The 22,071-nt window shown below is 59.7% G+C and carries 24 protein-coding genes; 13 read left to right on the forward strand and 11 right to left on the reverse strand.

Going from position 1 to position 22,071, the window contains the following annotated elements:
• Window positions 1-21 precede the first annotated feature (21 nt).
• Window positions 22-420: a hypothetical protein gene (locus K1W69_RS04695; RefSeq protein WP_220227835.1), complete on the reverse strand. Its 399-nt coding sequence runs from the start codon at window positions 418-420 to the stop codon at window positions 22-24.
• A gap of 22 nt (window positions 421-442) precedes the next feature.
• The gene (purQ, locus tag K1W69_RS04700) at window positions 443-1,111 is read right to left on the reverse strand and encodes a phosphoribosylformylglycinamidine synthase subunit PurQ (protein ID WP_220227163.1); all 669 of its coding nucleotides are present in this window, start codon (window positions 1,109-1,111) and stop codon (window positions 443-445) included.
• Between the two features lie 148 nt (window positions 1,112-1,259).
• Between purQ and kynA the strand changes: the two genes are divergently transcribed.
• The gene (gene kynA / locus K1W69_RS04705; protein WP_220227165.1) at window positions 1,260-2,096 is read left to right on the forward strand and encodes a tryptophan 2,3-dioxygenase; all 837 of its coding nucleotides are present in this window, start codon (window positions 1,260-1,262) and stop codon (window positions 2,094-2,096) included.
• A gap of 22 nt (window positions 2,097-2,118) precedes the next feature.
• Here kynA and purS read toward each other — a convergent pair whose 3' ends face one another.
• Together purS and purC are read right to left on the reverse strand one after the other, a co-directional pair.
• Window positions 2,119-2,361: a phosphoribosylformylglycinamidine synthase subunit PurS gene (gene purS, locus K1W69_RS04710; protein ID WP_220227166.1), complete on the reverse strand. Its 243-nt coding sequence runs from the start codon at window positions 2,359-2,361 to the stop codon at window positions 2,119-2,121.
• Window positions 2,362-2,387: 26 nt separating this feature from the next.
• Window positions 2,388-3,149, reverse strand: a complete 762-nt coding sequence (gene purC, locus K1W69_RS04715; protein WP_220227167.1) for a phosphoribosylaminoimidazolesuccinocarboxamide synthase — start codon at window positions 3,147-3,149, stop codon at window positions 2,388-2,390.
• 250 nt (window positions 3,150-3,399) lie between these two features.
• On the opposite strand from purC, the gene K1W69_RS04720 reads away from it, so the two are divergent.
• Complete coding sequence (locus K1W69_RS04720) at window positions 3,400-3,720, forward strand: DUF1476 domain-containing protein (RefSeq protein ID WP_220227168.1); 321 nt, start codon at window positions 3,400-3,402, stop codon at window positions 3,718-3,720.
• A gap of 37 nt (window positions 3,721-3,757) precedes the next feature.
• On the forward strand, window positions 3,758-4,528 hold the full coding sequence (locus K1W69_RS04725; protein WP_258570808.1) for an HpcH/HpaI aldolase family protein: 771 nt from the start codon (window positions 3,758-3,760) through the stop codon (window positions 4,526-4,528).
• Between the two features lie 159 nt (window positions 4,529-4,687).
• Here K1W69_RS04725 and K1W69_RS04730 read toward each other — a convergent pair whose 3' ends face one another.
• From K1W69_RS04730 to K1W69_RS04755, 6 genes are all read right to left on the reverse strand, one after another.
• Entirely contained in the window at window positions 4,688-5,242 is a 555-nt protein-coding gene (locus K1W69_RS04730; RefSeq protein WP_220227170.1) for an RBBP9/YdeN family alpha/beta hydrolase, read from the reverse strand.
• Between the two features lie 27 nt (window positions 5,243-5,269).
• A complete protein-coding gene (gene purB / locus K1W69_RS04735; RefSeq protein WP_220227171.1) occupies window positions 5,270-6,571 on the reverse strand; it encodes an adenylosuccinate lyase in 1,302 nt (433 codons plus the stop codon).
• A 58-nt stretch (window positions 6,572-6,629) separates the two neighbouring features.
• Window positions 6,630-7,112: a hypothetical protein gene (locus K1W69_RS04740; protein WP_220227172.1), complete on the reverse strand. Its 483-nt coding sequence runs from the start codon at window positions 7,110-7,112 to the stop codon at window positions 6,630-6,632.
• Between the two features lie 4 nt (window positions 7,113-7,116).
• On the reverse strand, window positions 7,117-7,791 hold the full coding sequence (gene rpe / locus K1W69_RS04745; protein ID WP_220227173.1) for a ribulose-phosphate 3-epimerase: 675 nt from the start codon (window positions 7,789-7,791) through the stop codon (window positions 7,117-7,119).
• 71 nt (window positions 7,792-7,862) lie between these two features.
• Entirely contained in the window at window positions 7,863-8,897 is a 1,035-nt protein-coding gene (locus K1W69_RS04750; protein ID WP_370688179.1) for a P1 family peptidase, read from the reverse strand.
• Window positions 8,898-8,919: 22 nt separating this feature from the next.
• Window positions 8,920-10,032: an ABC transporter substrate-binding protein gene (locus K1W69_RS04755; protein ID WP_220227175.1), complete on the reverse strand. Its 1,113-nt coding sequence runs from the start codon at window positions 10,030-10,032 to the stop codon at window positions 8,920-8,922.
• A 316-nt stretch (window positions 10,033-10,348) separates the two neighbouring features.
• Here K1W69_RS04755 and K1W69_RS04760 point away from each other — a divergent pair, with 316 nt between their 5' ends.
• The 7 genes from K1W69_RS04760 (at window position 10,349) to K1W69_RS04790 (ending at window position 16,846) form a co-directional block, all read left to right on the forward strand.
• Complete coding sequence (locus K1W69_RS04760; protein ID WP_306308758.1) at window positions 10,349-10,840, forward strand: flavin reductase; 492 nt, start codon at window positions 10,349-10,351, stop codon at window positions 10,838-10,840.
• A 4-nt stretch (window positions 10,841-10,844) separates the two neighbouring features.
• Window positions 10,845-11,774, forward strand: a complete 930-nt coding sequence (locus K1W69_RS04765; protein ID WP_220227176.1) for an AAA family ATPase — start codon at window positions 10,845-10,847, stop codon at window positions 11,772-11,774.
• 6 nt (window positions 11,775-11,780) lie between these two features.
• Entirely contained in the window at window positions 11,781-12,995 is a 1,215-nt protein-coding gene (locus K1W69_RS04770; protein WP_220227177.1) for a vWA domain-containing protein, read from the forward strand.
• Between the two features lie 26 nt (window positions 12,996-13,021).
• Window positions 13,022-13,351, forward strand: a complete 330-nt coding sequence (locus K1W69_RS04775) for an XdhC family protein (RefSeq protein WP_220227178.1) — start codon at window positions 13,022-13,024, stop codon at window positions 13,349-13,351.
• Window positions 13,352-13,354: 3 nt separating this feature from the next.
• Window positions 13,355-14,047 carry an XdhC family protein gene (locus K1W69_RS04780; protein ID WP_220227179.1) on the forward strand — a complete coding sequence of 231 codons (693 nt, stop codon included), beginning with the start codon at window positions 13,355-13,357 and terminating at the stop codon, window positions 14,045-14,047.
• Window positions 14,044-15,678, forward strand: a complete 1,635-nt coding sequence (locus K1W69_RS04785; protein ID WP_220227180.1) for an NTP transferase domain-containing protein — start codon at window positions 14,044-14,046, stop codon at window positions 15,676-15,678. The genes K1W69_RS04780 and K1W69_RS04785 overlap by 4 nt, the downstream gene beginning before the upstream one ends.
• Before the next feature lie 106 nt (window positions 15,679-15,784).
• The gene (locus K1W69_RS04790) at window positions 15,785-16,846 is read left to right on the forward strand and encodes an FAD-dependent oxidoreductase (protein ID WP_220227181.1); all 1,062 of its coding nucleotides are present in this window, start codon (window positions 15,785-15,787) and stop codon (window positions 16,844-16,846) included.
• Between the two features lie 8 nt (window positions 16,847-16,854).
• On the opposite strand, the gene K1W69_RS04795 is transcribed toward K1W69_RS04790, so the two are convergent.
• Window positions 16,855-18,051: a cystathionine beta-lyase gene (locus tag K1W69_RS04795; RefSeq protein ID WP_220227182.1), complete on the reverse strand. Its 1,197-nt coding sequence runs from the start codon at window positions 18,049-18,051 to the stop codon at window positions 16,855-16,857.
• A gap of 277 nt (window positions 18,052-18,328) precedes the next feature.
• On the opposite strand from K1W69_RS04795, the gene K1W69_RS04800 reads away from it, so the two are divergent.
• From K1W69_RS04800 to K1W69_RS04810, 3 genes are all read left to right on the forward strand, one after another.
• Entirely contained in the window at window positions 18,329-19,348 is a 1,020-nt protein-coding gene (locus K1W69_RS04800; protein WP_220227183.1) for an amino acid ABC transporter substrate-binding protein, read from the forward strand.
• 141 nt (window positions 19,349-19,489) lie between these two features.
• On the forward strand, window positions 19,490-20,686 hold the full coding sequence (locus K1W69_RS04805; protein WP_220227184.1) for an amino acid ABC transporter permease: 1,197 nt from the start codon (window positions 19,490-19,492) through the stop codon (window positions 20,684-20,686).
• 4 nt (window positions 20,687-20,690) lie between these two features.
• Window positions 20,691-22,061, forward strand: coding sequence for an amino acid ABC transporter permease (locus K1W69_RS04810; protein WP_220227185.1), 1,371 nt, complete (start codon window positions 20,691-20,693; stop codon window positions 22,059-22,061).
• Window positions 22,062-22,071: the final 10 nt, after the last annotated feature.

The following is a 22,071-nucleotide window of genomic DNA, read 5'->3' on the forward strand; positions in this document are numbered from 1 at the left end:
GGGGTGTGTCATTGTTTGTCTTCAGGCGCAGGACGAGGAATTGCCTGTCCAGCGCTTCAAGTCCGAGTTGATGCGTGCGCCGATGGATTGGTCCATCAACGGTCCGTAGGCGTCGACGGTCGCCGGATCGCCATGCGCCTCGATAACCGCCAGCGGCTTGCCGTTCGGATCCCGTTTCGGCACGACCAGAATGCGCGGGCGCCCGCTGAAGGAATTCAGTTCCGGCGCCATGCGATAGGGCCTGAAGTCGGCGTCATTCGAACGAAACCAGCATTCACGCGCCGCCAACGCCACCTGTTCCATGGCGGGCAGGGCTTTCTTGTTAGTCTTGAAGGCGCTGTTGCCCGGACCCGTGGACTGGCAACCCGCCAACCCGGCGAGGGCTGAAAGCGTCAGGGCCAGCGTCGGTACGTTTTTCATCATCCGGATTCGCCTTGCTTGTTCACGCTGCGATGTCGAGCGCCGCCCGAAACAGGCCGGCGCCGTCCTCGCCGCCATGAGCCGTCTCGATCAGATCTTCCGGATGCGGCATCATACCCAGGACATTGCCGCTTTCATTGATGATTCCGGCGATATCGTTCATCGATCCGTTCGGGTTGCTTCCGTCCGCATAGCGGAAGATCACGCGGTTGGAATCTTCAAGCCGCGCCAGCGTGTCGGCATCGGCATAGTAATTGCCGTCATGGTGCGCGACCGGACAGCGTATCACCTGGCCCGCCTCATACTGGCTGGTGAAGCAGGTCTGCGCGTTTGTGACCTCAAGCGAGACTTCCTTGCAGACGAATTTCAGCGACGCGTTGCGCATCAGCGCGCCAGGCAGCAGGCCTGCCTCCAGCAAAATCTGGAAGCCGTTGCAGACGCCCAGAACGCGCACGCCGGCGGCGGCTTTTTCGCGAACCGCGTCCATCACGGGCATGCGAGCGGCGATCGCCCCGCAGCGCAAGTAGTCTCCGTAGGAGAAACCGCCGGGGACGACGATCAGGTCCACATCCGGAATTTCGGTCTCGGTCTGCCAGACAGTTACGGGCGGCGCGCCCGAGATTTTCGTCAGCGCGGCAATCATGTCCCGGTCGCGGTTGAGGCCGGGGAGGAGGAGAACTGCGGACTTCATGAATCGAATCTGTGCAAACGAGGGTGTCGGATGACCGTTCCTTACCGTATGTGGCGGTCAATTGCGATAGTTCGCTGCTTTCTTTCCCCGCGGAACTGATGCATAGATTGCTTTAGGTCTAAAATATTCCGTTTGGCGGGAGCGTGTGATGAGCGAAGAAGAAACACGGGTCGAGAAAGGCATATCCCTCGATTTCAGGGATCGCATGTCCTACGGCGACTATCTGAAGCTGGACACGCTGCTCGCGGCGCAGGAGCCGCTTACCAAAAGCCACGACGAAACACTTTTCATTGTCATCCACCAGGTCCAGGAGCTCTGGCTCAATCTCATCGTGCACGAGCTGGAACTGGCGATCGGGAAGCTGCGCAGCGACGAAACCGGGATCGCCTTCAAGGCGCTCGCCCGCATATCGCGGGTGCAGGAGCAGTTGATCTCGGCCTGGGACGTTCTGTCGACCATGACGCCGTCCGACTATCTGACGTTCCGCAACCAGCTCGGTCAGTCGTCAGGTTTCCAATCCTATCAGTATCGGCTCGTCGAAATTCTGCTTGGCGCCCGCGACAGGCGCATGCTCGGGCCCCACAAGCATCGGCCGGAGATCTATGAGAGGCTTGAGACGGCGTTCCATGCGCCGAGCATTTACGACGAGGCGATCGCTGTGGTCGCCAGGGCCGGTTTCAATGTTCCGCGCGACTTGCTGGACCGCGATTTCTCGCGCAGCCGCCCCTCAAGCGAAGCGCTGAGCGAAATCTGGCTGGCGATCTACCGGGCGCCGCAGAAGCATTTCGAGCTCTACGAGTTGGCTGAGGAACTGGTCGACGTTGAGGATCATTTCCAGCAATGGCGGTTCCGGCACATGAAAACCGTCGAACGCATCATAGGCCACAAAACCGGGACGGGCGGCTCGTCCGGCGTCGGTTTTCTGAAAACCGCGCTGGAGAAGAGCTTCTTTCCGGAACTGTGGGAAATCAGAACCCGGCTTTGAGCCGTCGCCCAGGGCTTCGCGGCTACAGAATGTCGACCGCGTAGTCTTCGATCACCGTATTGGCGAGCAGCTTTTCGCACATGTCGGACAGTTTCTTGCGGGCGGATTCCTTGTCCGCGCCGTCCATCTCGATGTCGAAGACCTTGCCCTGGCGGACCTGGCCGACGCCGTCGAAACCTAGCGTCCCCAGAGCGCCCTCGATGGCCTTGCCCTGAGGGTCGAGAACGCCATTCTTGAGGGTGACGGTTACACGCGCCTGAATCACGATCCTGTTTCCCGTTTGTTGTCCGGTTATTTGACCAGAACCGGTCCGCTGCGCGGCGGTTCATTGCCGTTGACGATGCCGAGCCGTCTGGCCACTTCCTGGTAGGCGTCGACCAGACCGCCCATGTCGCGTCGGTAGCGATCCTTGTCCAGCTTGTCCTGGGTCTCGATGTCCCAGAGCCGGCAATTGTCCGGCGAAATTTCGTCGGCGACGACGATTCGCATCATGTCGCCTTCGTAAAGCCTGCCGCACTCGATCTTGAAATCGACGAGCTGGATGCCGACGCCCATGAACAGGCCGGTGAGAAAGTCGTTGACGCGGATGGCGAGCGCCATGATGTCGTCGATTTCCTGCGGGTTGGCCCATCCGAACGCGGTGATATGCTCTTCCGAAACCATCGGATCATCGAGCTCGTCCGACTTGTAGTAGAATTCGATGATCGAACGGGGCAGCATTGTGCCCTCGTCAATGCCCAGTCGCTTCGCGAGAGAGCCGGCCGCGACATTGCGCACGACAATCTCGAGCGGAATGATTTCCACTTCCTTGATCAACTGCTCGCGCATATTGACGCGGCGGATGAAATGGGTGGGAATGCCGATGCGGTTCAGATGCTCGAAAATAAACTCGGATATCCTGTTGTTCAGGACGCCCTTGCCTTCGATGACATCATGTTTCTTTGCGTTGAAGGCGGTTGCGTCATCCTTGAAGAACTGGATGAGCGTGCCGGGTTCAGGTCCTTCGTAGAGGACCTTGCCCTTGCCCTCATAGATGCGGCGTCGACGACTCATTGTAAACTCTGGTTTCCGCGGATTGCTTTGATCCGCTGCATTTGAATGGAGAAATCTCGCCTTGCTGTAGCTGAAATGCGAAGATTTCACAATCGGCATATAATATCGAATAGAAAGGATTACAGCCACCGAACCGGGGGATGTCTCGAGACGGTGATTGATCTTTGTTCCGGTATTCGGTTATGAGGTCGGACCGAAACCCGGCAACCTTTATGCCACGGCCAATTGGAAGACTTCTGGAGATCTGAATATGAGCGGTATGGACGATCGCAGCGACGCCTATGAGAACAAGTTCGCTCACGACGAGGAATTGCGGTTCAAGGCGGAAGCCCGCCGCAACAAGCTGTTGGGATTATGGGCGGCCGAACACCTCGGAAAAGCGGGTGATGAAGCCGAAGCATACGCCAAAGAGGTTGTGCTTGCCGATTTCGAAGAAGCCGGAGACGCTGACGTCTTCCGCAAGATTCGCGGCGATTTCGACGCGGCCGGCGTGGACCAGTCCGATCACCAGATCCGGCGCACGATGGACGAGCTGATGCAGGTCGCAAAACAGCAGGTGATTTCCGAGTAAAATCGAATCACCGGCGCCAGCAACGGACGCCGTCACGATGCCCTTAGCCAATGCCTTGAGACGGGGTGAAACGAACCTCACCCTGTGGTCAGTTATGAATGCGCAGCAACCGCTCGAATTGTTAGCGCGCAGCGGCGTGGATTCCATTGTCCTCGACGGCCAACACGGCGCCTACGGCGAATCGGAACTGATCGATTCGATCGGTGTCTGCAAGGCGGCGCAAAAGCCGGTTCTCGTCCGGGTTCCCGTGGATCGTCCGGATCTTGCAAGCCGGGTCCTTGATTTCGGCGCCGACGGGGTGATTGCTCCAATGATCAATTCCGCGGCGCAGGCGAGCGCTTTCGCCGCGGCCTGCAAATACCCGCCATTGGGCGAGCGGTCCTGGGGTCCCGTTCGCGACCTGGTGTTGTCGCAGTTCCCGGATCCAAAGAGCTACTTCTCGTCTCGCAATGGCCAGACACTCGCTCTGGCGATGGTGGAAACGCGCGAGGCTTTCGAGAATATCGACGAGATTCTCGCTGTTGAAGGCATCGATGGCATATTCGTCGGTCCCGCCGATCTGTCGATAAGCTGGACCGGCGGCGCCTTGATGGAGCCCGCAACCGAAGAACTTCAGAATGTGATCGCAATGATCGCGGAAAAAATCACTGCCAAGGGCAAGATCGCCGGTGTCTACGTCACCGAGACGAAAGATATCGGTCTCTACCACGCGCTGGGCTATCGGCTGATCACCTGCGCGTCCGATTTGGCTTTGCTCCAGTCAGGCGTCACCAACGTCATGAAGGCCGCCAGGGATCAGATATACTAGTGTGGTGGATTTGAAGTTCCTTACATTGTAGCAACTGTCTCATACAGGAACTTCAAATCCGTAAACCACACTAGAAACATTATCTTGCTAGTGCCCTTGTCGAATCTGAAGTTCGAATAGAGCGTGCTGCAGGATGTAATGAACTTCAGATTCGGGGCACTAGCCTGGCAATCGCCCAAGGAACCGCGCAAACACCATCAGACCTTCGGGCCAGGGACCGAAGCCGGCCTCGTCGTTGATGTGTCCGGCCTCACCGGCGTCCATCATCAGCGATCCCCAGGCGGCTGCGATCTCGTCTGCGACGTCGTAGCTGCAGAACGGATCGTCGCGACTGGCGATGACAACGGACGGGAAGGGCAGGGGATCGCGCGAGTAGGGGCCAAAGGTCTGAAGATGCCGTGGCCGGATTTTTGGATTGGCGACGTCCGGAGGCGCTACAAGCAGCGCGCCGGAGACCAGATGGCCGATTTGCGGAACGGTTTTTATCGTCGCCGCGACGCCGAGCGAATGCGCGACGATGACGACCGGTTTCGTGGCTTCGACCACCGCCTTGCGGATGTTCTCCATCCAGTCCTCGCAGACCGGCTTGGACCAGGCTTCCTGTTCAACGCGCCGCGCGGTCGACAGCTTGGCTTCCCAGCGCGATTGCCAGTGTTGAGGGCCCGAGTTCTTGTAGCCGGGGACGATGAGGATATCTGCTTCGGAGGCTTTCATAGTCTCTGATCAGTTTGCTGAACGAACTCAGCCGAACACCCGTTTGAAGATCGCATCGACCTGTTTCGTATGGTAGCCGAGATCGAATTTCTCGCGAAGATCCTCTTCGGAAAGAGCGGCGCGCACGTCCTTGTCCGCCAGCAGTTCCGTCAGGAAGTCCTTACCATCCTCCCAGACCTTCATCGCGTTGCGCTGGACCAGCCGGTAGGCGTCCTCGCGGCTGACGCCGGCCTGGGTCAGCGCAAGCAGCACGCGCTGCGAATGCACCAGCCCCTTGAACTTGTTCAAATTGGCCAGCATGGTTTCGGGATAGACGACCAGCTTCTCAATGACGCCCGTCAGGCGCGCCAAAGCGAAATCTAGCGTTACGGTGGCGTCCGGACCGATCATGCGTTCAACCGAGGAGTGCGAAATGTCGCGCTCGTGCCAGAGCGCGACGTTCTCCATCGCCGGCATCGCGTAGGAGCGCACCATGCGCGCGAGGCCTGTCAGGTTTTCCGTCAGCACCGGATTGCGCTTGTGCGGCATTGCGGACGAGCCCTTCTGGCCCGGCGAGAAATATTCCTCGGCTTCCAGAACTTCCGTACGCTGCAGGTGGCGGATCTCGACGGACAGCCTCTCAACCGAAGAGGCGATCACGCCGAGCGTTGCGAAGAACATGGCGTGCCGGTCGCGCGGTATCACCTGCGTGGACACCGGCTCGGCCTTCAGGCCCATCGCGCTCGCCACATGCTCCTCGACGCGCGGATCGATATTGGCGAAGGTGCCGACTGCGCCGGAGATCGCGCAGGTTGCGATTTCCTCGCGGGCGGCTTCCAGCCGCGTCCGGCACCGTTCGAACTCGGCGTAGGCAAAGGCGAGTTTGACGCCGAAGGTTGTTGGTTCCGCGTGAATGCCGTGGCTTCGGCCGATGGTAATCGTGTCTTTATGCTCCAGGGCGCGCTTTTTCACTGCTTCCAGCAACTTGTCCATATCTGCAAGCAGGATGTCGCTCGCCTTGACCAGTTGCACGTTGAAGCAGGTGTCGAGCACGTCCGACGAGGTCATGCCCTGATGGACGAAACGGGCGTCCGGTCCGACAATCTCGGCAAGGTGAGTCAGGAAGGCGATGACGTCGTGCTTGGTTTCCCGCTCGATCTCGTCGATCCGGTCTACATCGAACTCGGCGGCTTTGCCTTTTTCCCAAATGGTTGCAGCGGCGCTTTTCGGAATAACGCCCAGTTCGGCAAGAGCGTCGCAGGCGTGCGCCTCGATCTCGAACCAGATGCGGAACTTGGATTCCGGGGACCAGATGGTCGTCATTTCAGGGCGGGAATATCTGGGAATCATGGGTTCTTGCAGTTGTTGGAGGGAACGGCCCGCCTGCTAGCAGATATCGCCCGCGATCTCAACGCAAAGCTTTCGCCAACGCGTAGCTGGCCAAAGCAAGCAGCGGAATACCGGTGGGTAAAAAGTAGCGGCTGCCCATGACGAGGAACTGGAAAGAGGCGGCAATTCCCGATGCGGCGATATAGAACGGCCACATCCATCCGATGGCGCTCGGATGGTAGTATCCGTTCGAATATTGAAAGCTGATTGCGAAGACAATCGCCGTTGCTGCGATCGTCAGGATCACGAGGCACAGAAATGATGCTGAAACACGGGCGGTGAACGGTTTTTCGGCGGCGATGCGCCGGGCAATGAGCCGAGCCGGCGAGAAGCCAGCGAGTCCGCCTGCAAAATAGAGCGCGACCAGGCCATTGGTGTTGAGCGTATGACCGTCCAGCCAGAAGCGCAGATCGATCAGCACAGTCACCGCCATCGCCGTTCCCCACAGGAGTGAGCCGATGGCCAGGGCGCCGATCGATGGCTGCCTGTTGCGGCGATCCACGAGGTCAGCCGCACTCCGTCGCGGCAGCGCGGATCGCGTCGATGTTTTTCTTGTAGTGCTCTTCAGTCCCGCCTTTGAATACCGCAGAGCCGGCGACGAAAACATTGACGCCCGCCGCGGCGGCGAGTGGGGCGGTTTCCGGGGTGACGCCGCCGTCAATTTCAAGGTCGATCGGGCGATCGCCGATCATGGAGTCGATACGGCGGGCCTTGTCGAGAACGCCGCCGATGAATTTCTGGCCGCCGAAGCCGGGGTTGACGCTCATCACCAACACCAGATCGATCATGTCGATGACCGCCTCCAGCGCGTGTTCGGGTGTCGCTGGATTGAGCGATACACCTGCTTTTTTGCCGAGAGCGCGGATCGCCTGGACCGATCGGTGAAGATGGGGTCCCGCTTCAGCATGCACCGTGATGATGTCGCAGCCGGCCTCCGCAAAGGCTTCCAGATAGGGGTCGCAAGGCGCGATCATCAGGTGGCAGTCGAACGTGGCATGCGTGTGTGGGCGCAGCGCTTTGATGACGTCAGGGCCGTAGGAGATATTCGGCACGAAATGCCCGTCCATGACATCCAGGTGCACCCAGTCCGCGCCGGCCGCGACGACGTCGCGCACTTCCTGGCCAAGCCTCGAAAAGTCGGATGCGAGGATGGAGGGAGCAATCTTGACGGGGCGTTTCATTGGTTGGCTCGGTTGTTGATGGTGTTTGGCCCAGCCTCTAGCACCTCGGCCGTCCGGTTACAAACCGCCATTCAGTCCTGTGAATCTCCAAACAGGGTTCGCCAGGCGGGCATGACGTCGCCCGGCGCCGGCACGGCCTCATAAACCCCGCGAGCGATTGCGCGCGCCATAACCGCGCCTGCGGCTGCGCACATTTCGAGCATCTGGTCCGAATCCGGACGCTGTCCGCTCGCGCCAGTGGCGATCGCGAAGACCAGGTCGCCGTCATGGGCCGTGTGGGTCGGCCAGATCGCGCGGGCGAAGCCGTCATGCGCGGATATGGCGAGCCGCTTGGCTTCAGCCTTGGTCAGGACTGCGTCGGTTGCGATAACGCCGATCGTCGTGTTGGTTCCAGGTTGCGGGGTCCGGCCGCGCTGCAGGTTGCGGAACTTGATACGCAGATCGGTGGCGTCCGCGCCGAATTCGTTTGGCAGGCCAAGGCCGCCGAATTCGTCGTCTATCTCAAACGGCGAAGCCCAGAAATGCGGACCTTCGCCAACCAGAACCGACCCCATCGGATTGGCCGCGACGATTGCGCCGAGGGTGATCTCGTCTCCCACCCGGCAGGACGCGGAGCCCAGGCCTCCCTTGACGATCGCCGTCAGCGCGCCGTGGCCGGCGCCGGCCGTCCCGAGGTCGAAAGTTTTTGCGGCGTTTTGCACGGCCGCGTATCCCAGTTCGCGATAGGGAGAATATCGTCCCCAGTCCTTGTCTCCACCGTTGGTCAGGTCGAAGATAATGGCTGAGGGCACAATGGGAATCCGGAAATCGCCGGTCTGGAAGCCGACGCCCTGTTCGCGCAGGGCCGCCTGAACCCCCGACGCGGCGTCGAGGCCAAACGCCGAACCGCCGGAAATCGCGATGGCGTCGATTTGCTCGACTGCGTTGTGCGGTTCAAGGAGATCGGTCTCGCGGGTGCCCGGCGCGCCGCCGAGGACCTGCACCGCCGCTGTCGCCGGTTTCGGGCAGACAAGGGCGGTTACGCCCGATTTCAATGTATCGTCGTCGGCGTTGCCCACAAGCAACCCGTCGACGTCGGTAATGAGATTGAAGGGTCCGGGTTTCACGCAATACCTCTGATCGGAAAGGTTACTGGCTGTCAGCCGGGACGAACTCGACATCCCGCCAGACCATAAGGCGCATGGGATTGTCTCGCCGGTCGCCGTCGGCTGCAAAGGAGATCGGCCCAAGCGCCGTTCGGAATGCGCCTTTGGACATTTCCTGCGCTACGCTGGTGTCGGCCATTTCCGCGGACCGTTTGGACGCAAGCGCGATCTGGGCCGCGGCGAAAGCCGGTATGCGGTATCCGTTCGCGGGCGTCTCGGTTCTCTCGAAAACGGCGCGGGCTGCGGCAGCCGTGTCAAGCGTTTCGGCGCCGGGCAACATGACGGCGAAAACGCCGTTGGCAAGCGGCGGATCTGCATCCGGCGCGTTCAGCGCATCGCCGCCCATGAAGGTCAGTTCCAGCCCGGCTTCCGCAGCGTCCCTTGCAATAATCGCCGCATCGGGTCGGTCTCCGCCGAGGAAAATATGTGTTGCTCCGGATTTCTCGAGCCGCCGTACAAGCGGAAACTGCTTTTCCTGCGACGGACGGTAATTGTCGACGAACACCGGCTTGATGCCTGTTGTTTCGAGCGCCAGGCGCACGGATTCGGCCAGTTCGCGACCATAGACCGTGCCGTCGTCGATGAGCGCCAGCGGCTTGCCCGACCATTGCGTGGCGATTGTTTCGGCAATCTTGTCTGATTCATCCGCGACGCTCGGGGCCAATCGGTAAAACTCCCAACCGAAACGGTCGGCGTCTTCTGAAACAAGTTCGGAACGCACGCCGAGGGTGATTGCCGGAATATCGGATGATGACAGGATTGGCAGGGCCGACGCCAGGCTCTCCATGCACAGGAATCCTATGACCACGTCCACGCCGGCCTCGACGAACGCGCTGGCGGCGTCCGCGCCGCTTTCGGCGTCGCAATTGTCCGGTTCATCGACAATGTCGACGATTGATCCGGGGGCCGTATCGGCAAAAATTCTGACCCCTTGATCGACCTGTTCGCCGAGAATGGAGAAATTGCCGTCAGAAGGCGCGAATATGCCGATGCGCAGACCTTGTGGGCGCGATTGCGCATGCGCCATTCCGGTTGGATCCATCAAGATGGCGAGAAGGAGCGCTGCCAGCAGCCTGTTGGACCTGAATTTTACCATGTGTTGTCGGCTTTCGGAGCGCATTCCTGTTCGTTTGGCGAACGCATCTGACGAGTTCGTTCATTCTGACGCTGACGAAAGCAGCCTGAAAGGATGCCGTCGCCAGCGCTGGTCCACCGTTTCGATTTGGACACGAGCAGGCGGCGTTCGTCAATGTGAGGGGTTGAAAAATCGAACAGGCTGCCTGACCACAAACAAGAGCTGTCGCAGCTGCAGGCGAAAGAAAAATTCGCCTGTGGTGCTTTCATTCAAAGCCAATCCATTTATGTAGGACGATACGCCGCGGACGTCGCGGCTGCGTCGGAGATTGCAATTGTTGGACAGCAAAACAGTCAACGCACAGGATTATCGGGACGCCATGGCGCATTACGCCGGCCATGTGCAGCTTGTCACCACAGAGCATGAGGGCGTTCGCCGCGGGGTGACGGTGACGGCGGCGTGCTCGGTTTCCGATAATCCTCCCACGGTTCTGGTCTGCCTGAACCGATCCAATGCGAGTAATGGAATATTTCTCGACAGGGGGTATTTTGCGCTCAACACGCTGTCGGTTCAGCATCAGGAAATGGCGGCGGCGTTCGCCGGATTCGACAACAAGACTGCTGAAGAACGGTTCGCCATGGCTCGGTGGGATACGCTCGTCACCGGATGCCCGACCCTGATGGACGCCACGGCTGTTTTTGATTGCCGGCTGATTGAGCATAAGATCGTCGCGACACACATGATCCTGTTCGGGGAAGTGGTCGGCTTGCGTGAAACCGAAAGCCAGCAGGCGCTGATGTTTCTGGAGCGCACCTGGAGAACCTTGTAGTCAAATGTCGAAAAACGAAATCAAAGCCTTTCCCGCGACAATCGATGAAACGCAGGCGCTTCTCGAAGGTCAGGACTACGTCGCAAGCCGCGCGCTTTCCACCGTTTTGTATCTGGGGCTCAAGATGCGCCGGCCGATCTTCCTCGAAGGAGAGGCGGGCGTCGGCAAAACAGAAATCGCCAAGGTGCTTTCCCAGGCGTTGGGCCGGCCGCTGATCAGGCTGCAGTGCTACGAGGGTCTCGATATCTCGTCTGCTGTTTATGAATGGAATTATCCGGCGCAAATGCTGGAGATCCGCATGGCTGAAGCCACCGGCGAAACAAGTCGCGAAAGTATAGAACAGGGCATCTTTTCCGAACGCTACCTGATCAAGCGTCCCGTTTTGCAGGCGGTGTCGGCGCCGGAGGGCGAAGCGCCCGTCTTCTTGATCGACGAACTCGATCGCACAGACGAGGCCTTCGAGGCTTTTCTCCTCGAGATCCTTTCCGACAACCAGGTGACGATCCCCGAAATCGGCACGATCAAGGCGGCGGAACCGCCGATCGTGATCATCACGACCAACCGAACGCGCGAGATCCACGACGCCTTGAAGCGGCGTTGCCTTTATCATTGGGTGGATTATCCGGATGCTGCGACGGAGCTCGAGATTATCAGACGCAAGGTGCCGGGTTGCAACGAGGAACTGTCGGCCGAGATCGTCGCCTATGTTCAGAAGTTGCGCGAGATCGAGCTTTTCAAGAACCCGGGCGTCGCCGAAACGATAGACTGGGCGACTGCCTTGACCGAACTCGACAAGCTGGCGCTTGATCCTGAAACCGTGTCCGACACGTTGGGAACACTCCTCAAATACCAGGACGACATCGCCCGCATCGAGGGCAGCGAAGGTCGTAAAATCCTCGAAGAGGTCAAATCCGACCTGTCCGCGGCGCAGTAGAGTGAGATGACCACAACCGACAAGGCAGTGGAAGCCGGCCGGCTGGCCGACAATATTGTATTTTTCGCGCGAACCCTGCGTAAGGCCGGCATGCGGATCGGGCCGGCGGCGGTTCGGGACGCAATCGAAGCGGTTCGCGCCGGCGGCATCGGCTCTCGCGAGGATTTCTACTGGACGCTGCACGCCGTTCTCGTCAATCGCCGCGAGGACCATGTCCTGTTCGACGAGGCGTTTCGGCTCTTCTGGCGTTCGCGCGACCTTGTCGAAAAGATGCTGGAATTGTTTTCACCCGTGGCGCCGCCCAACCGGCCGCGCGAGAAGCCCCGCGCCGGTGAAACACGCATCAATGACGCGCTGGCCGAAAACCGCCGCAATCCGCCGTCGCGCGACGCGCCGCCGGAGATCGAAGTGGATGCGCGGCAATCGAGCTCCGGGACGGAAGTTCTCAGATCGCTTGATTTCGCCCAGATGACGGCTGCCGAATTGGAAGAGGCCAAGCGGGCTCTCGGTCGGATGGTTTTGCCCGTGGATATGGTACGAACGCGCCGCTATCGACGCGCGTCGAACGGGCGGTATATCGATCCTCGCGCCACCATGCGAACCGCGCTGCGACGCGGCGGCTCGATCATATTGCCCGAGTTTCGAAAACGCAGGGAGATCCATCCGCCGCTGGTCGTGCTGGCCGATATCTCCGGATCCATGAACCAGTACACGCGTATTTTCCTGCATTTCCTGCATCTCCTCACCGAGAAGCGCCGCAAGGTTCACACCTTTCTCTTCGGCACGCGTTTGACCAACGTCACCCGGCAGATGCGTTTCAAGGATCCCGACGTCGCTGTGGAGGAATGCTCGGCAGCGGTGGAGGACTGGTCGGGAGGCACGCGCATCGCCGAAACCCTGGAGGAGTTCAATCGTCTGTGGTCGCGGCGCGTGCTGTCGCAGGGCGCGGTTGTGCTGCTGATCACGGACGGTCTGGAGCGGGAGGTGGACAATGATCTCGAAGCGCAGATCGAGAGGCTGCACAAATCCTGCCGACGACTCATCTGGCTTAATCCGTTGCTGCGTTTTGACGGGTTCGAGGCGCGGGCAGGCGGCGTGAGAAAGATGCTCCCGCATGTTGACGAGTTCCGCGCCGTGCACAATCTTAACGCCATATCCGATCTGGTTTCAGCGCTGGACGGAGGCGGCAAGGCCGATGTGGATCCACGGCGGTTCCTTTAGGCGGCTTGATCCGAAGGAGATTTTTCATGAGCAATGTCGAAGATATACAGGATCCGCTCTCCATTGCCGAGAAATGGAAGCAGGAAGGACGGGAGGTTGCGATCGCCACCGTCGTTCAAACCTGGGGATCGGCGCCGCGACCCGTAGGCAGTCATCTGGTGATCGATGGCGAGGGCAACTTCCAGGGATCCGTCTCTGGCGGTTGTGTCGAAGGCGCCGTCGTCAGTGAAGCGCTGGACGTTATCGGCGCCGGACAATCGAAGATGCTGGAATTCGGCGTCGCCGACGAGACGGCCTGGCGGGTTGGGCTTTCCTGCGGCGGAAAGATATCGGTCTTTGTCGAAAGGCTGGTATAGGCGGTGGATCTTCAACTCCTCAAAAAACTCAATGCGGAGCGGGCGGCGCGGCGCGCTGTGATCCACGTCACGGGCGTTGACGACGACGACGAACAACTCGTCCTGGAGCATGATGACATATCCGGAGAACTGGGAGAGGCGGTCGTCAGAGCTTTCAATTCGGGCAAATCGTCGATGGTCGAGATTGCCGGCCGTAGACAGTTCCTCAATGTCTATCTTCCTCCAGCGCGCATCGTCGTCATTGGTGCCGTCCACATCAGCCAGGCGCTGGCGCCCATGGCGAAACTTGCCGGTTTCGACGTGCGCATTATCGACCCGCGCACGGCCTTTGCCACCGAAGCGCGGTTCGCTGATGTCGATCTGGCGGCGGAATGGCCTGATGAAGCGCTCAAGGCCCATCCGCTGGACGCTTATACCGCGCTTGCGGCGCTGACCCACGATCCCAAGATTGACGATTACCCGCTGCTGGCGGCGATCGATGCGCAATGCTTCTATATCGGCGCGCTCGGCAGCCGAAAGACGCATTCGTCCCGTGTGGCGCGGCTTGTCGAAGCAGGCAAGTCCGAGGCGGAGATCGAACGCATTTCCGCGCCCATCGGCCTCGATATCGGCGCGGCAAGCCCGTCCGAAATCGCAGTCGCCATTCTTGCGGACATCATCCAGGCGCTCAGAAAGCGAAAGGCGGCCGCCCCGTGAAATTTGGTCCCGTCGGGCTCGATGAAGCACGAGGCGCGGTGCTTGCGCACTCCGTCAAGGCGGGCGCGCGACGGTTGAGAAAGGGTACGGTCCTTGGCGAGGACGAAATCGCGTTCCTTGGCGGCTCCGGCCTACGTGAAGTCATCGTGGCCAGGCTCGACGCCGGGGACGTTGGAGAAGACGCCGCCGCAACCAGGCTCGGCGAAGCCATGGTCGAGCCCGGTTTGACCGCAGAACCGGCGTCGACCGGTAGGGTCAATCTTCTTGCGCGCTGGAATGGCCTGTTCCGGGTCGATCGCGACCGGATCGACGCCTTCAACCGGATCGACACCGCGATAACGCTCGCCACCGTGCCCGATTTCACGACCCTTCTGGCCGGTGAAATGGCGGCGACCATCAAGATCATTCCGCTTGCCGTTGCCGAAAGCCGGTTGTCCGAAGCGCTTGCCCTCCTCGAAGGGGATGCGGTCCTGCGCGTCAAACCTTTCGAGCCGCGCGCCGTCGGTCTGGTCGCTACAGAGCTGCCGTCACTTAAAACGTCTGTCATGGACAAAACCGCGCGTCTGCTCGCCCAGCGGCTCGCAGCCTCCGGTAGCCATATCAAGACGGAGCGTCGCGTGCCCCATGACGCGAAGGCGGTGGCGGACGCCATTCTTACGCTGGCGGAAGACTGCGAGATCATCGTCGTCTTCGGCGCGTCGGCGGTGGTGGACGAACAGGACGTGATACCGGCGGCGATCGAGATTGCCGGAGGCACAGTCGAACGCGTTGGCATGCCTGTCGATCCGGGCAATCTTCTGGTGCTTGGGCGCCTTGGTAAGATTCCGGTCATCGGCGCGCCCGGATGCGCGCGCAGCCCCAAGGAAAACGGTTTCGACTGGGTGCTCGCCCGCATCCTCGCCGGTGAAGCGCCCACGTCGGATGTCATCGTCGGAATGGGCGTTGGCGGTTTGCTGGCGGAGATACCGAGCAGGCCTTCGCCCCGACGGACAGGTGAAACGCCCGGCGCGCTTAAACCCGTTTTGGAGACGGTCATTCTCGCTGCCGGCAGATCGAGCCGCATGCAGAAGGGGGCGTCCGGTGACGCCCCGCACAAGCTTCTCGCCGAATTTGACGGCGTTTCCCTGATCCGTCGGACGGTCGAAACAGCTTTGGCGGCCGGCCTTGGCAAGGTTCATGTTGTGACGGGATACCGCGCTGCGGAGATCGAGGCAGCTCTGACAGGGCTCGAGGTCAACCTGGTCCATTGCCCGGATTACCAGGACGGAATGGCGTCTTCGCTGCGCGCCGGGCTTGCCGCGTTGTCGGACAAGACGTCCGGCATGCTTGTCATGCTGGCCGATATGCCGTTTGTCAGGGCGGATGATCTTCGCCTTCTTGCAAAGAATTTTGGTGACGCCGGCGGCCAGTCGGTCGTCCGCGCAGCCAGCGGGAAAAAGCGCGGCAATCCGTTGATTTTACCGAAAAGCACTTTTACCGCCATCGGCCAGTTGGAAGGCGACATCGGAGCCAGGAGCATCGTCGTCTCCAGTGGCCTCGATGTTATTGACGTCGATATCGGTGACGCCGCGCTCATAGATGTGGATACGCGGGAGGCGGTTACCGAAGCCGGAGGCGTGTTGAAAGGCTAAGCAGTCAGCAAGCAACGTCTGGCGGGCAGAACATGCTTCCAGGCCATTCTGCCGCTTGTTGATCTGCGATATGTAAAGGCCTGATGCGAATTCTGAGGGGGCTGTGATGAATGTGATGGTCGTTGGCGCAGGGCCGACCGGGCTGACTGCCGCCGTCGAACTTGCAAGGCGCGGCGTCGATGTCCGGATAGTCGACAAACGCACTGAAGGTTCCGGCTTCTCTCGGGCCGTCGGCATTCTGCCGAAAAGCCTGGAACTGCTCGAAGCATCGGGCGCGAGCGCGCGATTGCTGGATGAAGGCGTCAGGATCGACAGCGCCCATATTTTTCAGGGAAAGCAGGAAATGCTGACCGTGCACCTTCGTCCGCATGGCGAGGATCGCGATTTCATTCTTGCGCTTGCCCAGGACCGAACCGAATCGATCCTGCGCGACTGTCTCTTAAAAAACGGGGTCGCCGTGGAGTGGGCTCGCGAACTGACCGATGTTCGGCAGGTTAGCGATTGCGTTGAAGCGGTCTTTGCAGACGGCGCAACGGAGACTTGCGATTATCTGGTCGGGGCCGACGGCATCCACAGCCGCGTTCGAGAGGCGGTTGGCGTAGATTACCGTGGTATCGATCTTCCCGAGACCTGGTCGATCGCAGACGTCGACGCAAATGGCTGGCCTTATGACAGGAGCTTCGTCGCCTTCAGGCTGGGTCATGGCAAAATGGCGGTGGTCGTGCCGCTTGAAGCTACGCGATACAGGGTCGTCTCGAATACTGAAAACGCCCTTGCAGCGCTGCCAATAAAGATGAATGTCACAAAGATTCATCGCGAGGGCGTATTCAAGATCTCTGTCCGTCAGGTCGACCGTTACAATGTCGGCGCGGTCTATCTTGCGGGCGACGCTGCTCACTGCCATTCGCCGGTCGGCGGGCGTGGCATGAATCTGGGTATCGACGACGCGGCGGAATTCGCCAGACGGTTCGTTGACGGATCGCTCGACGGTTACAGCGCGAGCCGCCATGCACGCGGCAGGCACGTTATCAAGGCAAGCGAAGGCGTGCGGAAATTCGTGATGTCGCAATCAGGCGTCAGCGCAATCCTGTTTCGCGTGTTGACAGCGGCGGCCGGCCGGCTGCCCGCCCTTCAACGCGGCTTCCGCAATGCGGTTCTTTACGACTGAGTGATATCTCAGGAAACGGCGTTGGCCGCGGCAATCCCCTGCATGATGTCCGCAAGCAGGTCTTCCGTGTCTTCGAGGCCGATCTGCAGACGGATGACAGGCCCTTCCGTTGGCGGCTTCGCCACGATCCTGTCGCCCAGAAACACCGGCACCGCAAGGCTTTCGAAGCCGCCCCAGGAATAGCCGAGGCCGAAGATCTCCAGAGCGTCCAGGAAGGCGTCTGCTTTCCTTTTCCAGCGCGACGTCGATGCGTCGCCGCCGTCGAGTACGATCGAGAACAAACCGCTTGAGCCGCTGAAATCGCGTTTCCACAAATCGTGCCCCGGGAATTCGGGCAGCGCCGGATGCAAAACCCTGGCGACGCCTTCAACGTTTTGCAGTCTTTCCGCAATGCTGAGCGCGCTTTTTTCGTGGTGGGCGAGCCTGACCGCCATGGAGCGTAGCCCGCGCAAAACCAGATAGATGTCGTCCGGTCCGGCGCATACGCCGAAGGTGACATAAGTCTCGTAGAGTTTGTCCCAGTACTTCTCGTTTGCGGACACCATGCCCAGCAGCACGTCCGAATGCCCTGACGGGTATTTCGTTCCGGCGTGCACGACGATATCGACGCCGAAACTCATCGCCTTGTAGAAGACAGCGGTTGCCCAGGTATTGTCGAGCATGACCATGGCGTCATGCCGATGCGCGACCTCGACGATCGCCGGGATGTCCTGGATCTCGTAGGTGTTCGAACCGGGCGTCTCTGTAAAGACGATGCTGGTGTTCGGCTTGAACAGGGTTTCGATGTCCGCGCCGATTTCCGGGTCGTAATAGGTGGTTTCCACTCCCATCTTCGCCAGAATCGTGTCGCAGAACCTGCGGGTCGGGCTGTAGACGGAATCGACTACCAGGATGTGGTCGCCCGCTTTGACGAATCCGAGAAGGGGAACTGTGATCGCGGCGAGCCCGGACGGGACCACGATTGTGCCCGCCGCGCCTTCGATCTCCGTAATCGCATCGGCGAGCGCGTCGGACGTCGGGGTGCCGCGTGTGCCGTATGTATACTTTTGGTTGCGGGAAGCAAGCGTCGCCGAATCGGGAAAAAGCACCGTCGAAGCGTGCACCACGGGCGGATTGACGAAACCGTAATAATCCCTCGGATTGTTGCCGGCGTGGGTGATGACCGTCTTGATGCTTTTTTGTGAGGCCCGGTTCTTGTCTGACATGGAAGCGCTGATCCTGTTTTGGTTGCACCGAGTGCTCTGCCATGCTCCGTGGCAGGGCGCAAGATGCGCCTAAAGTTCAAGATCCACCCGGTTGTTGGTCAATTATTCAGGGAAAAGTCGGTTTTTGAGCTAAAGGGCTTGACCAGAGGGGCGGTTGTGGAATGTGATGACTTTGTCAAAGGCTGTTATGTGACGTGAGGTTGTCTTCAGGGCAACACATCATTGTTCCGCGGCCTATTGGGAGTGACAAACAGGGCAACAGAAAAGGTTGTATAAAATGAAAAAACAGATTCTGTCGACAATCGTCGGCACAGCGGTCTTGGGCCTGACGGCGGGTTACGCGTCAGCCACCACCCTTGAAGACGTCAAGGAAAAAGGATCGTTGCAATGCGGCGTGAGTCAGGGTCTTCCCGGCTTCTCCAACCCGGATGACAGTGGAAACTGGTCCGGTCTGGACGTCGATTTCTGCCGCGCAGTGGCCGCCGCTATCTTTGGCGATGCAACGAAGGTCGAGTTCACGCCGCTTTCGGCAAAGGAACGTTTCACAGCGCTTCAGTCAGGGGAAGTTGACGTGCTGTCGAGAAACACCACCTGGACGATGACTCGCGACACTACGCTCGGCCTGAATTTCTCCGTCGTGAACTACTATGACGGACAGGGCTTCATGATCCGCAAGGACATGAACATCAACTCCGCCCTGCAACTTTCAGGCGCGTCGATCTGCACGAACACCGGCACGACGACCGAGCTGAATGTGGCCGACTATTTCCGCGCCAATGACATGGAATACGAATTGGTCGCATTCGAAAAGGCCGACGAAGTTGTCGCCGCCTACGATGCTGGACGTTGCGACGTCTACACCACGGACGCTTCCGGCCTGTACGCGCAGCGCCTCAAGCTGACGGATCCGAACGCCCACGTCGTTCTGCCGGAAATCATTTCCAAGGAACCGCTGGGACCGGTCGTCCGCCAGGGTGACGACGAGTGGCTCAACATCATCAAGTGGACCCACTTCGCCATGCTCAATGCTGAAGAACTCGGCGTAACCTCCGAGAATGTCGACAGCATGAAAGACAGCACCAACCCGGCGATCAAGCGTCTGCTCGGCACCGAAGGTGAATTCGGCGGGGCGATCGGCATCCCGAACGACTGGGCCTACAACGTCATCAAGGAAGTCGGAAACTACGGCGAAACCTTCGACCGCAACGTCGGTCCGGATACGCCGCTTGCGATTTCGCGCGGCGTGAACGCGCTGTGGACCAATGGCGGCCTGCAGTACGGACCTCCGATCCGCTAATCAACAGGAAGCCGCCCGGTGGAACATCTCCGCCGGGCGGTTTCAAAAAGACGTTAACGATCCGCCCTAAAGGCGGGCGAGGGGACTACATAACCCGGTCGCCGCATGAATAATCGCGGGATTCGGGCAGGAGATAAAACTATGGCTCTGCAGGGCGTTTCACACGACGTCGGTCAGCCAAAGGTTGCAATATTCAACGATCCGAAAATCAGGGGCTGGGTTTACCAGACCGTTCTTCTTGTCGCGATCGTGTACTTTGCCTTTGTCGGCATACAGAATATGTTCGCCAACCTTGCGGCGCAGAATATCGCATCCGGCTTTGGATTTCTCGGGCGCACCGCCGGTTTCGCCATTAGCCAGACCTTCATCGAATACAGTCAGGCGGAATCGACTTACGGATGGGTTTATCTCGTCGGTCTGATCAATACGCTTGCCGTTGCGATTACTGGGATATTTCTGGCGACGATCCTCGGTTTCATCATTGGCGTTGCGCGCCTGTCCCCGAACTTCGTGCTCAGGGGCGTCGCGACGGTCTATGTCGAGACATTCCGAAATATTCCCCTGCTTCTGCACATCTTCATCTGGTATTTCGGCGTATTGAGGCTTTTGCCGCATCCGCGGGAAAGCGCGGATCTGGGCTTTCTCGGCCTCCTGAACAACCGCGGTTGGTTCGCGCCGTTGCCGATCACCGACGATCTGTTCTTCCTCACGTCAATCGCTTTTGTCATCGGTTTGATCGCGACTTTCGTCATTTCCAACTGGTCCAGAAAGCGGCAGATGGCGACCGGTCAGCAGTTTCCGGTCTTCCAGACCGGCCTTGCGCTCATCATCGGTTTCCCGTTGCTGGTCTTCCTCGTCACAGGTCTGCCATTGACCTTCGACATGCCTGTCGCCGGAGGCTTCCGGCCAAGCGGCGGTTTCACCATTATCCCGGAATTCATCGCGCTGCTGTTGGCGTTGACCTCCTACACGGCCGCCTTCATCGCTGAAATCGTGCGCGCCGGTATTCTGGCGATTAACAAGGGGCAGACGGAAGCGGCGCATGCGCTGGGACTTCGCAATGGTCCGACGCTGCGCCTGGTGATCATTCCGCAAGCCATGCGCGTGATCATCCCGCCGCTGACCAGCCAGTATCTCAATCTGACGAAAAACTCGTCCCTGGCCGTCGCGATCGCCTATCCGGACCTCGTGTCTGTATTTGGCGGAACGGCGCTCAACCAGACCGGCCAGGCCGTCGAGATCCTGCTGATGACCATGCTGACCTATCTGGGCATATCGTTGCTCACATCGGCCTTCATGAACTGGTACAATGCGCGAATGGCGCTGGTGGAGAGGTAGGGTCATGTCGACATCAACGAAATCCACCGCCTATGTCAGAACCGAGATGCTCGGCGAGGAAACCCCGCCGATCACCTCGACGGGCATCGTCGCCTGGGTCAGAGCCAATCTGCTCTATCCCTGGTACAACGCGATCCTGACGCTGCTGGCCATCCTCATCATCGTTCTCTTCGTGCCGCCCTTGATTGAATTCGTGTTCATCAACGGCGTGTGGACCGCCGAGGGCAGGGAGCAGTGCACGACGATCGCCCAGGGCGGCGTCCAGCCGGACGGATGGGTCGGCGGTTGCTGGGCCTATGTCGGCGCCTATATGGGACAGTTCATCTATGGCCGATATCCCAGCGCCGAACTGTGGAGGGTCAATCTGGTCTTCGCGATGTTCGCGATCGGCCTGATCCCGTTGCTCGTGCCGTCGCTTCCCTATAAGCGGGAAAACATCGCGTTTCTTTTGATCATCTTCCCGGTGGCGGCGTTCGTCCTGCTGACGGGCGGTCACTTCGAATATAGCGGTTTTCTGTTGCCGAACTTCATCATGGAGCCCTCTACGGCGAAGTTCTGGGTCGATTACATCATCCTGACAGCGATAATCGTCGGTATCGGCGTCGCCATTGCGCGGGGCACGGACTCCAATCCCCGGCCCATCGTGCGGGGCATTCTCATCGCAATGGGCAGTCTCGCGGTGGTCTTCATCGTATGTGCTGTGAACTTTGGTCTGGAGGAAGTCCCGACAGACCGTTGGGGAGGACTGCTGGTGACGCTGGTCATCGCGGTGACCGGTATCGTGGCCTCGCTGCCGATCGGCATCGTGCTCGCCCTCGGCCGGCGGTCGAATATGCCGATCGTCCGCCTGATTTCGGTGATCTTCATCGAGTTCTGGCGCGGCGTGCCGCTGATCACCGTTCTTTTCATGTCCTCGGTGATGCTGCCGCTGTTCCTGCCGGAAGGCGTGACCTTCGATAAATTGCTGCGCGCCCTGATCGGGGTCGCCATGTTCTCGGCCGCCTATATGGCGGAGGTGATCCGCGGCGGTCTGCAGGCCATTCCCAAAGGCCAGTATGAAGGCGCGATGGCGCTTGGCCTGGGCTATTCGCAGATGATGCGGATGATCATCCTGCCGCAGGCGCTGACGCTGGTGATCCCGGGGATCGTCAACACCTTCATCGGCCTTTTCAAGGATACGACGCTGGTGCTGATCATCGGCCTGTTCGATTTTCTCGGCATGATCCAGTCGAGCTTCACCGATCCGACATGGGCGACGCCCTTGCAGTCGATGACGGCGTACTTATTCGCTGCCGCCGTCTATTTCTGCTTCTGCTTCAGCATGTCGCGCTATTCAGCCTATATGGAACGCCGGCTTGACACCGGACACAGATAAGACAGGGGAA

This window comes from Flavimaribacter sediminis (assembly GCF_019492055.1).
Taxonomy (GTDB): domain Bacteria; phylum Pseudomonadota; class Alphaproteobacteria; order Rhizobiales; family Rhizobiaceae; genus Flavimaribacter; species Flavimaribacter sediminis.

Bases quoted from the DNA above. Each gene is read 5' to 3' on its own strand.
- K1W69_RS04695 (WP_220227835.1), bottom strand. From the start codon at position 420: ATGAAAAACGTACCGACGCTGGCCCTGACGCTTTCAGCCCTCGCCGGG.
- purQ (WP_220227163.1), bottom strand. From the start codon at position 1,111: ATGAAGTCCGCAGTTCTCCTCCTCCCCGGCCTCAACCGCGACCGGGAC.
- kynA (WP_220227165.1), top strand. From the start codon at position 1,260: ATGAGCGAAGAAGAAACACGGGTCGAGAAAGGCATATCCCTCGATTTC.
- purC (WP_220227167.1), bottom strand. From the start codon at position 3,149: ATGAGTCGTCGACGCCGCATCTATGAGGGCAAGGGCAAGGTCCTCTAC.
- K1W69_RS04720 (WP_220227168.1), top strand. From the start codon at position 3,400: ATGAGCGGTATGGACGATCGCAGCGACGCCTATGAGAACAAGTTCGCT.
- K1W69_RS04725 (WP_258570808.1), top strand. From the start codon at position 3,758: ATGCCCTTAGCCAATGCCTTGAGACGGGGTGAAACGAACCTCACCCTG.
- K1W69_RS04730 (WP_220227170.1), bottom strand. From the start codon at position 5,242: ATGAAAGCCTCCGAAGCAGATATCCTCATCGTCCCCGGCTACAAGAAC.
- purB (WP_220227171.1), bottom strand. From the start codon at position 6,571: ATGATTCCCAGATATTCCCGCCCTGAAATGACGACCATCTGGTCCCCG.
- rpe (WP_220227173.1), bottom strand. From the start codon at position 7,791: ATGAAACGCCCCGTCAAGATTGCTCCCTCCATCCTCGCATCCGACTTT.
- K1W69_RS04755 (WP_220227175.1), bottom strand. From the start codon at position 10,032: ATGGTAAAATTCAGGTCCAACAGGCTGCTGGCAGCGCTCCTTCTCGCC.
- K1W69_RS04765 (WP_220227176.1), top strand. From the start codon at position 10,845: ATGTCGAAAAACGAAATCAAAGCCTTTCCCGCGACAATCGATGAAACG.
- K1W69_RS04770 (WP_220227177.1), top strand. From the start codon at position 11,781: ATGACCACAACCGACAAGGCAGTGGAAGCCGGCCGGCTGGCCGACAAT.
- K1W69_RS04775 (WP_220227178.1), top strand. From the start codon at position 13,022: ATGAGCAATGTCGAAGATATACAGGATCCGCTCTCCATTGCCGAGAAA.
- K1W69_RS04790 (WP_220227181.1), top strand. From the start codon at position 15,785: ATGAATGTGATGGTCGTTGGCGCAGGGCCGACCGGGCTGACTGCCGCC.
- K1W69_RS04795 (WP_220227182.1), bottom strand. From the start codon at position 18,051: ATGTCAGACAAGAACCGGGCCTCACAAAAAAGCATCAAGACGGTCATC.
- K1W69_RS04800 (WP_220227183.1), top strand. From the start codon at position 18,329: ATGAAAAAACAGATTCTGTCGACAATCGTCGGCACAGCGGTCTTGGGC.
- K1W69_RS04805 (WP_220227184.1), top strand. From the start codon at position 19,490: ATGGCTCTGCAGGGCGTTTCACACGACGTCGGTCAGCCAAAGGTTGCA.
- K1W69_RS04810 (WP_220227185.1), top strand. From the start codon at position 20,691: ATGTCGACATCAACGAAATCCACCGCCTATGTCAGAACCGAGATGCTC.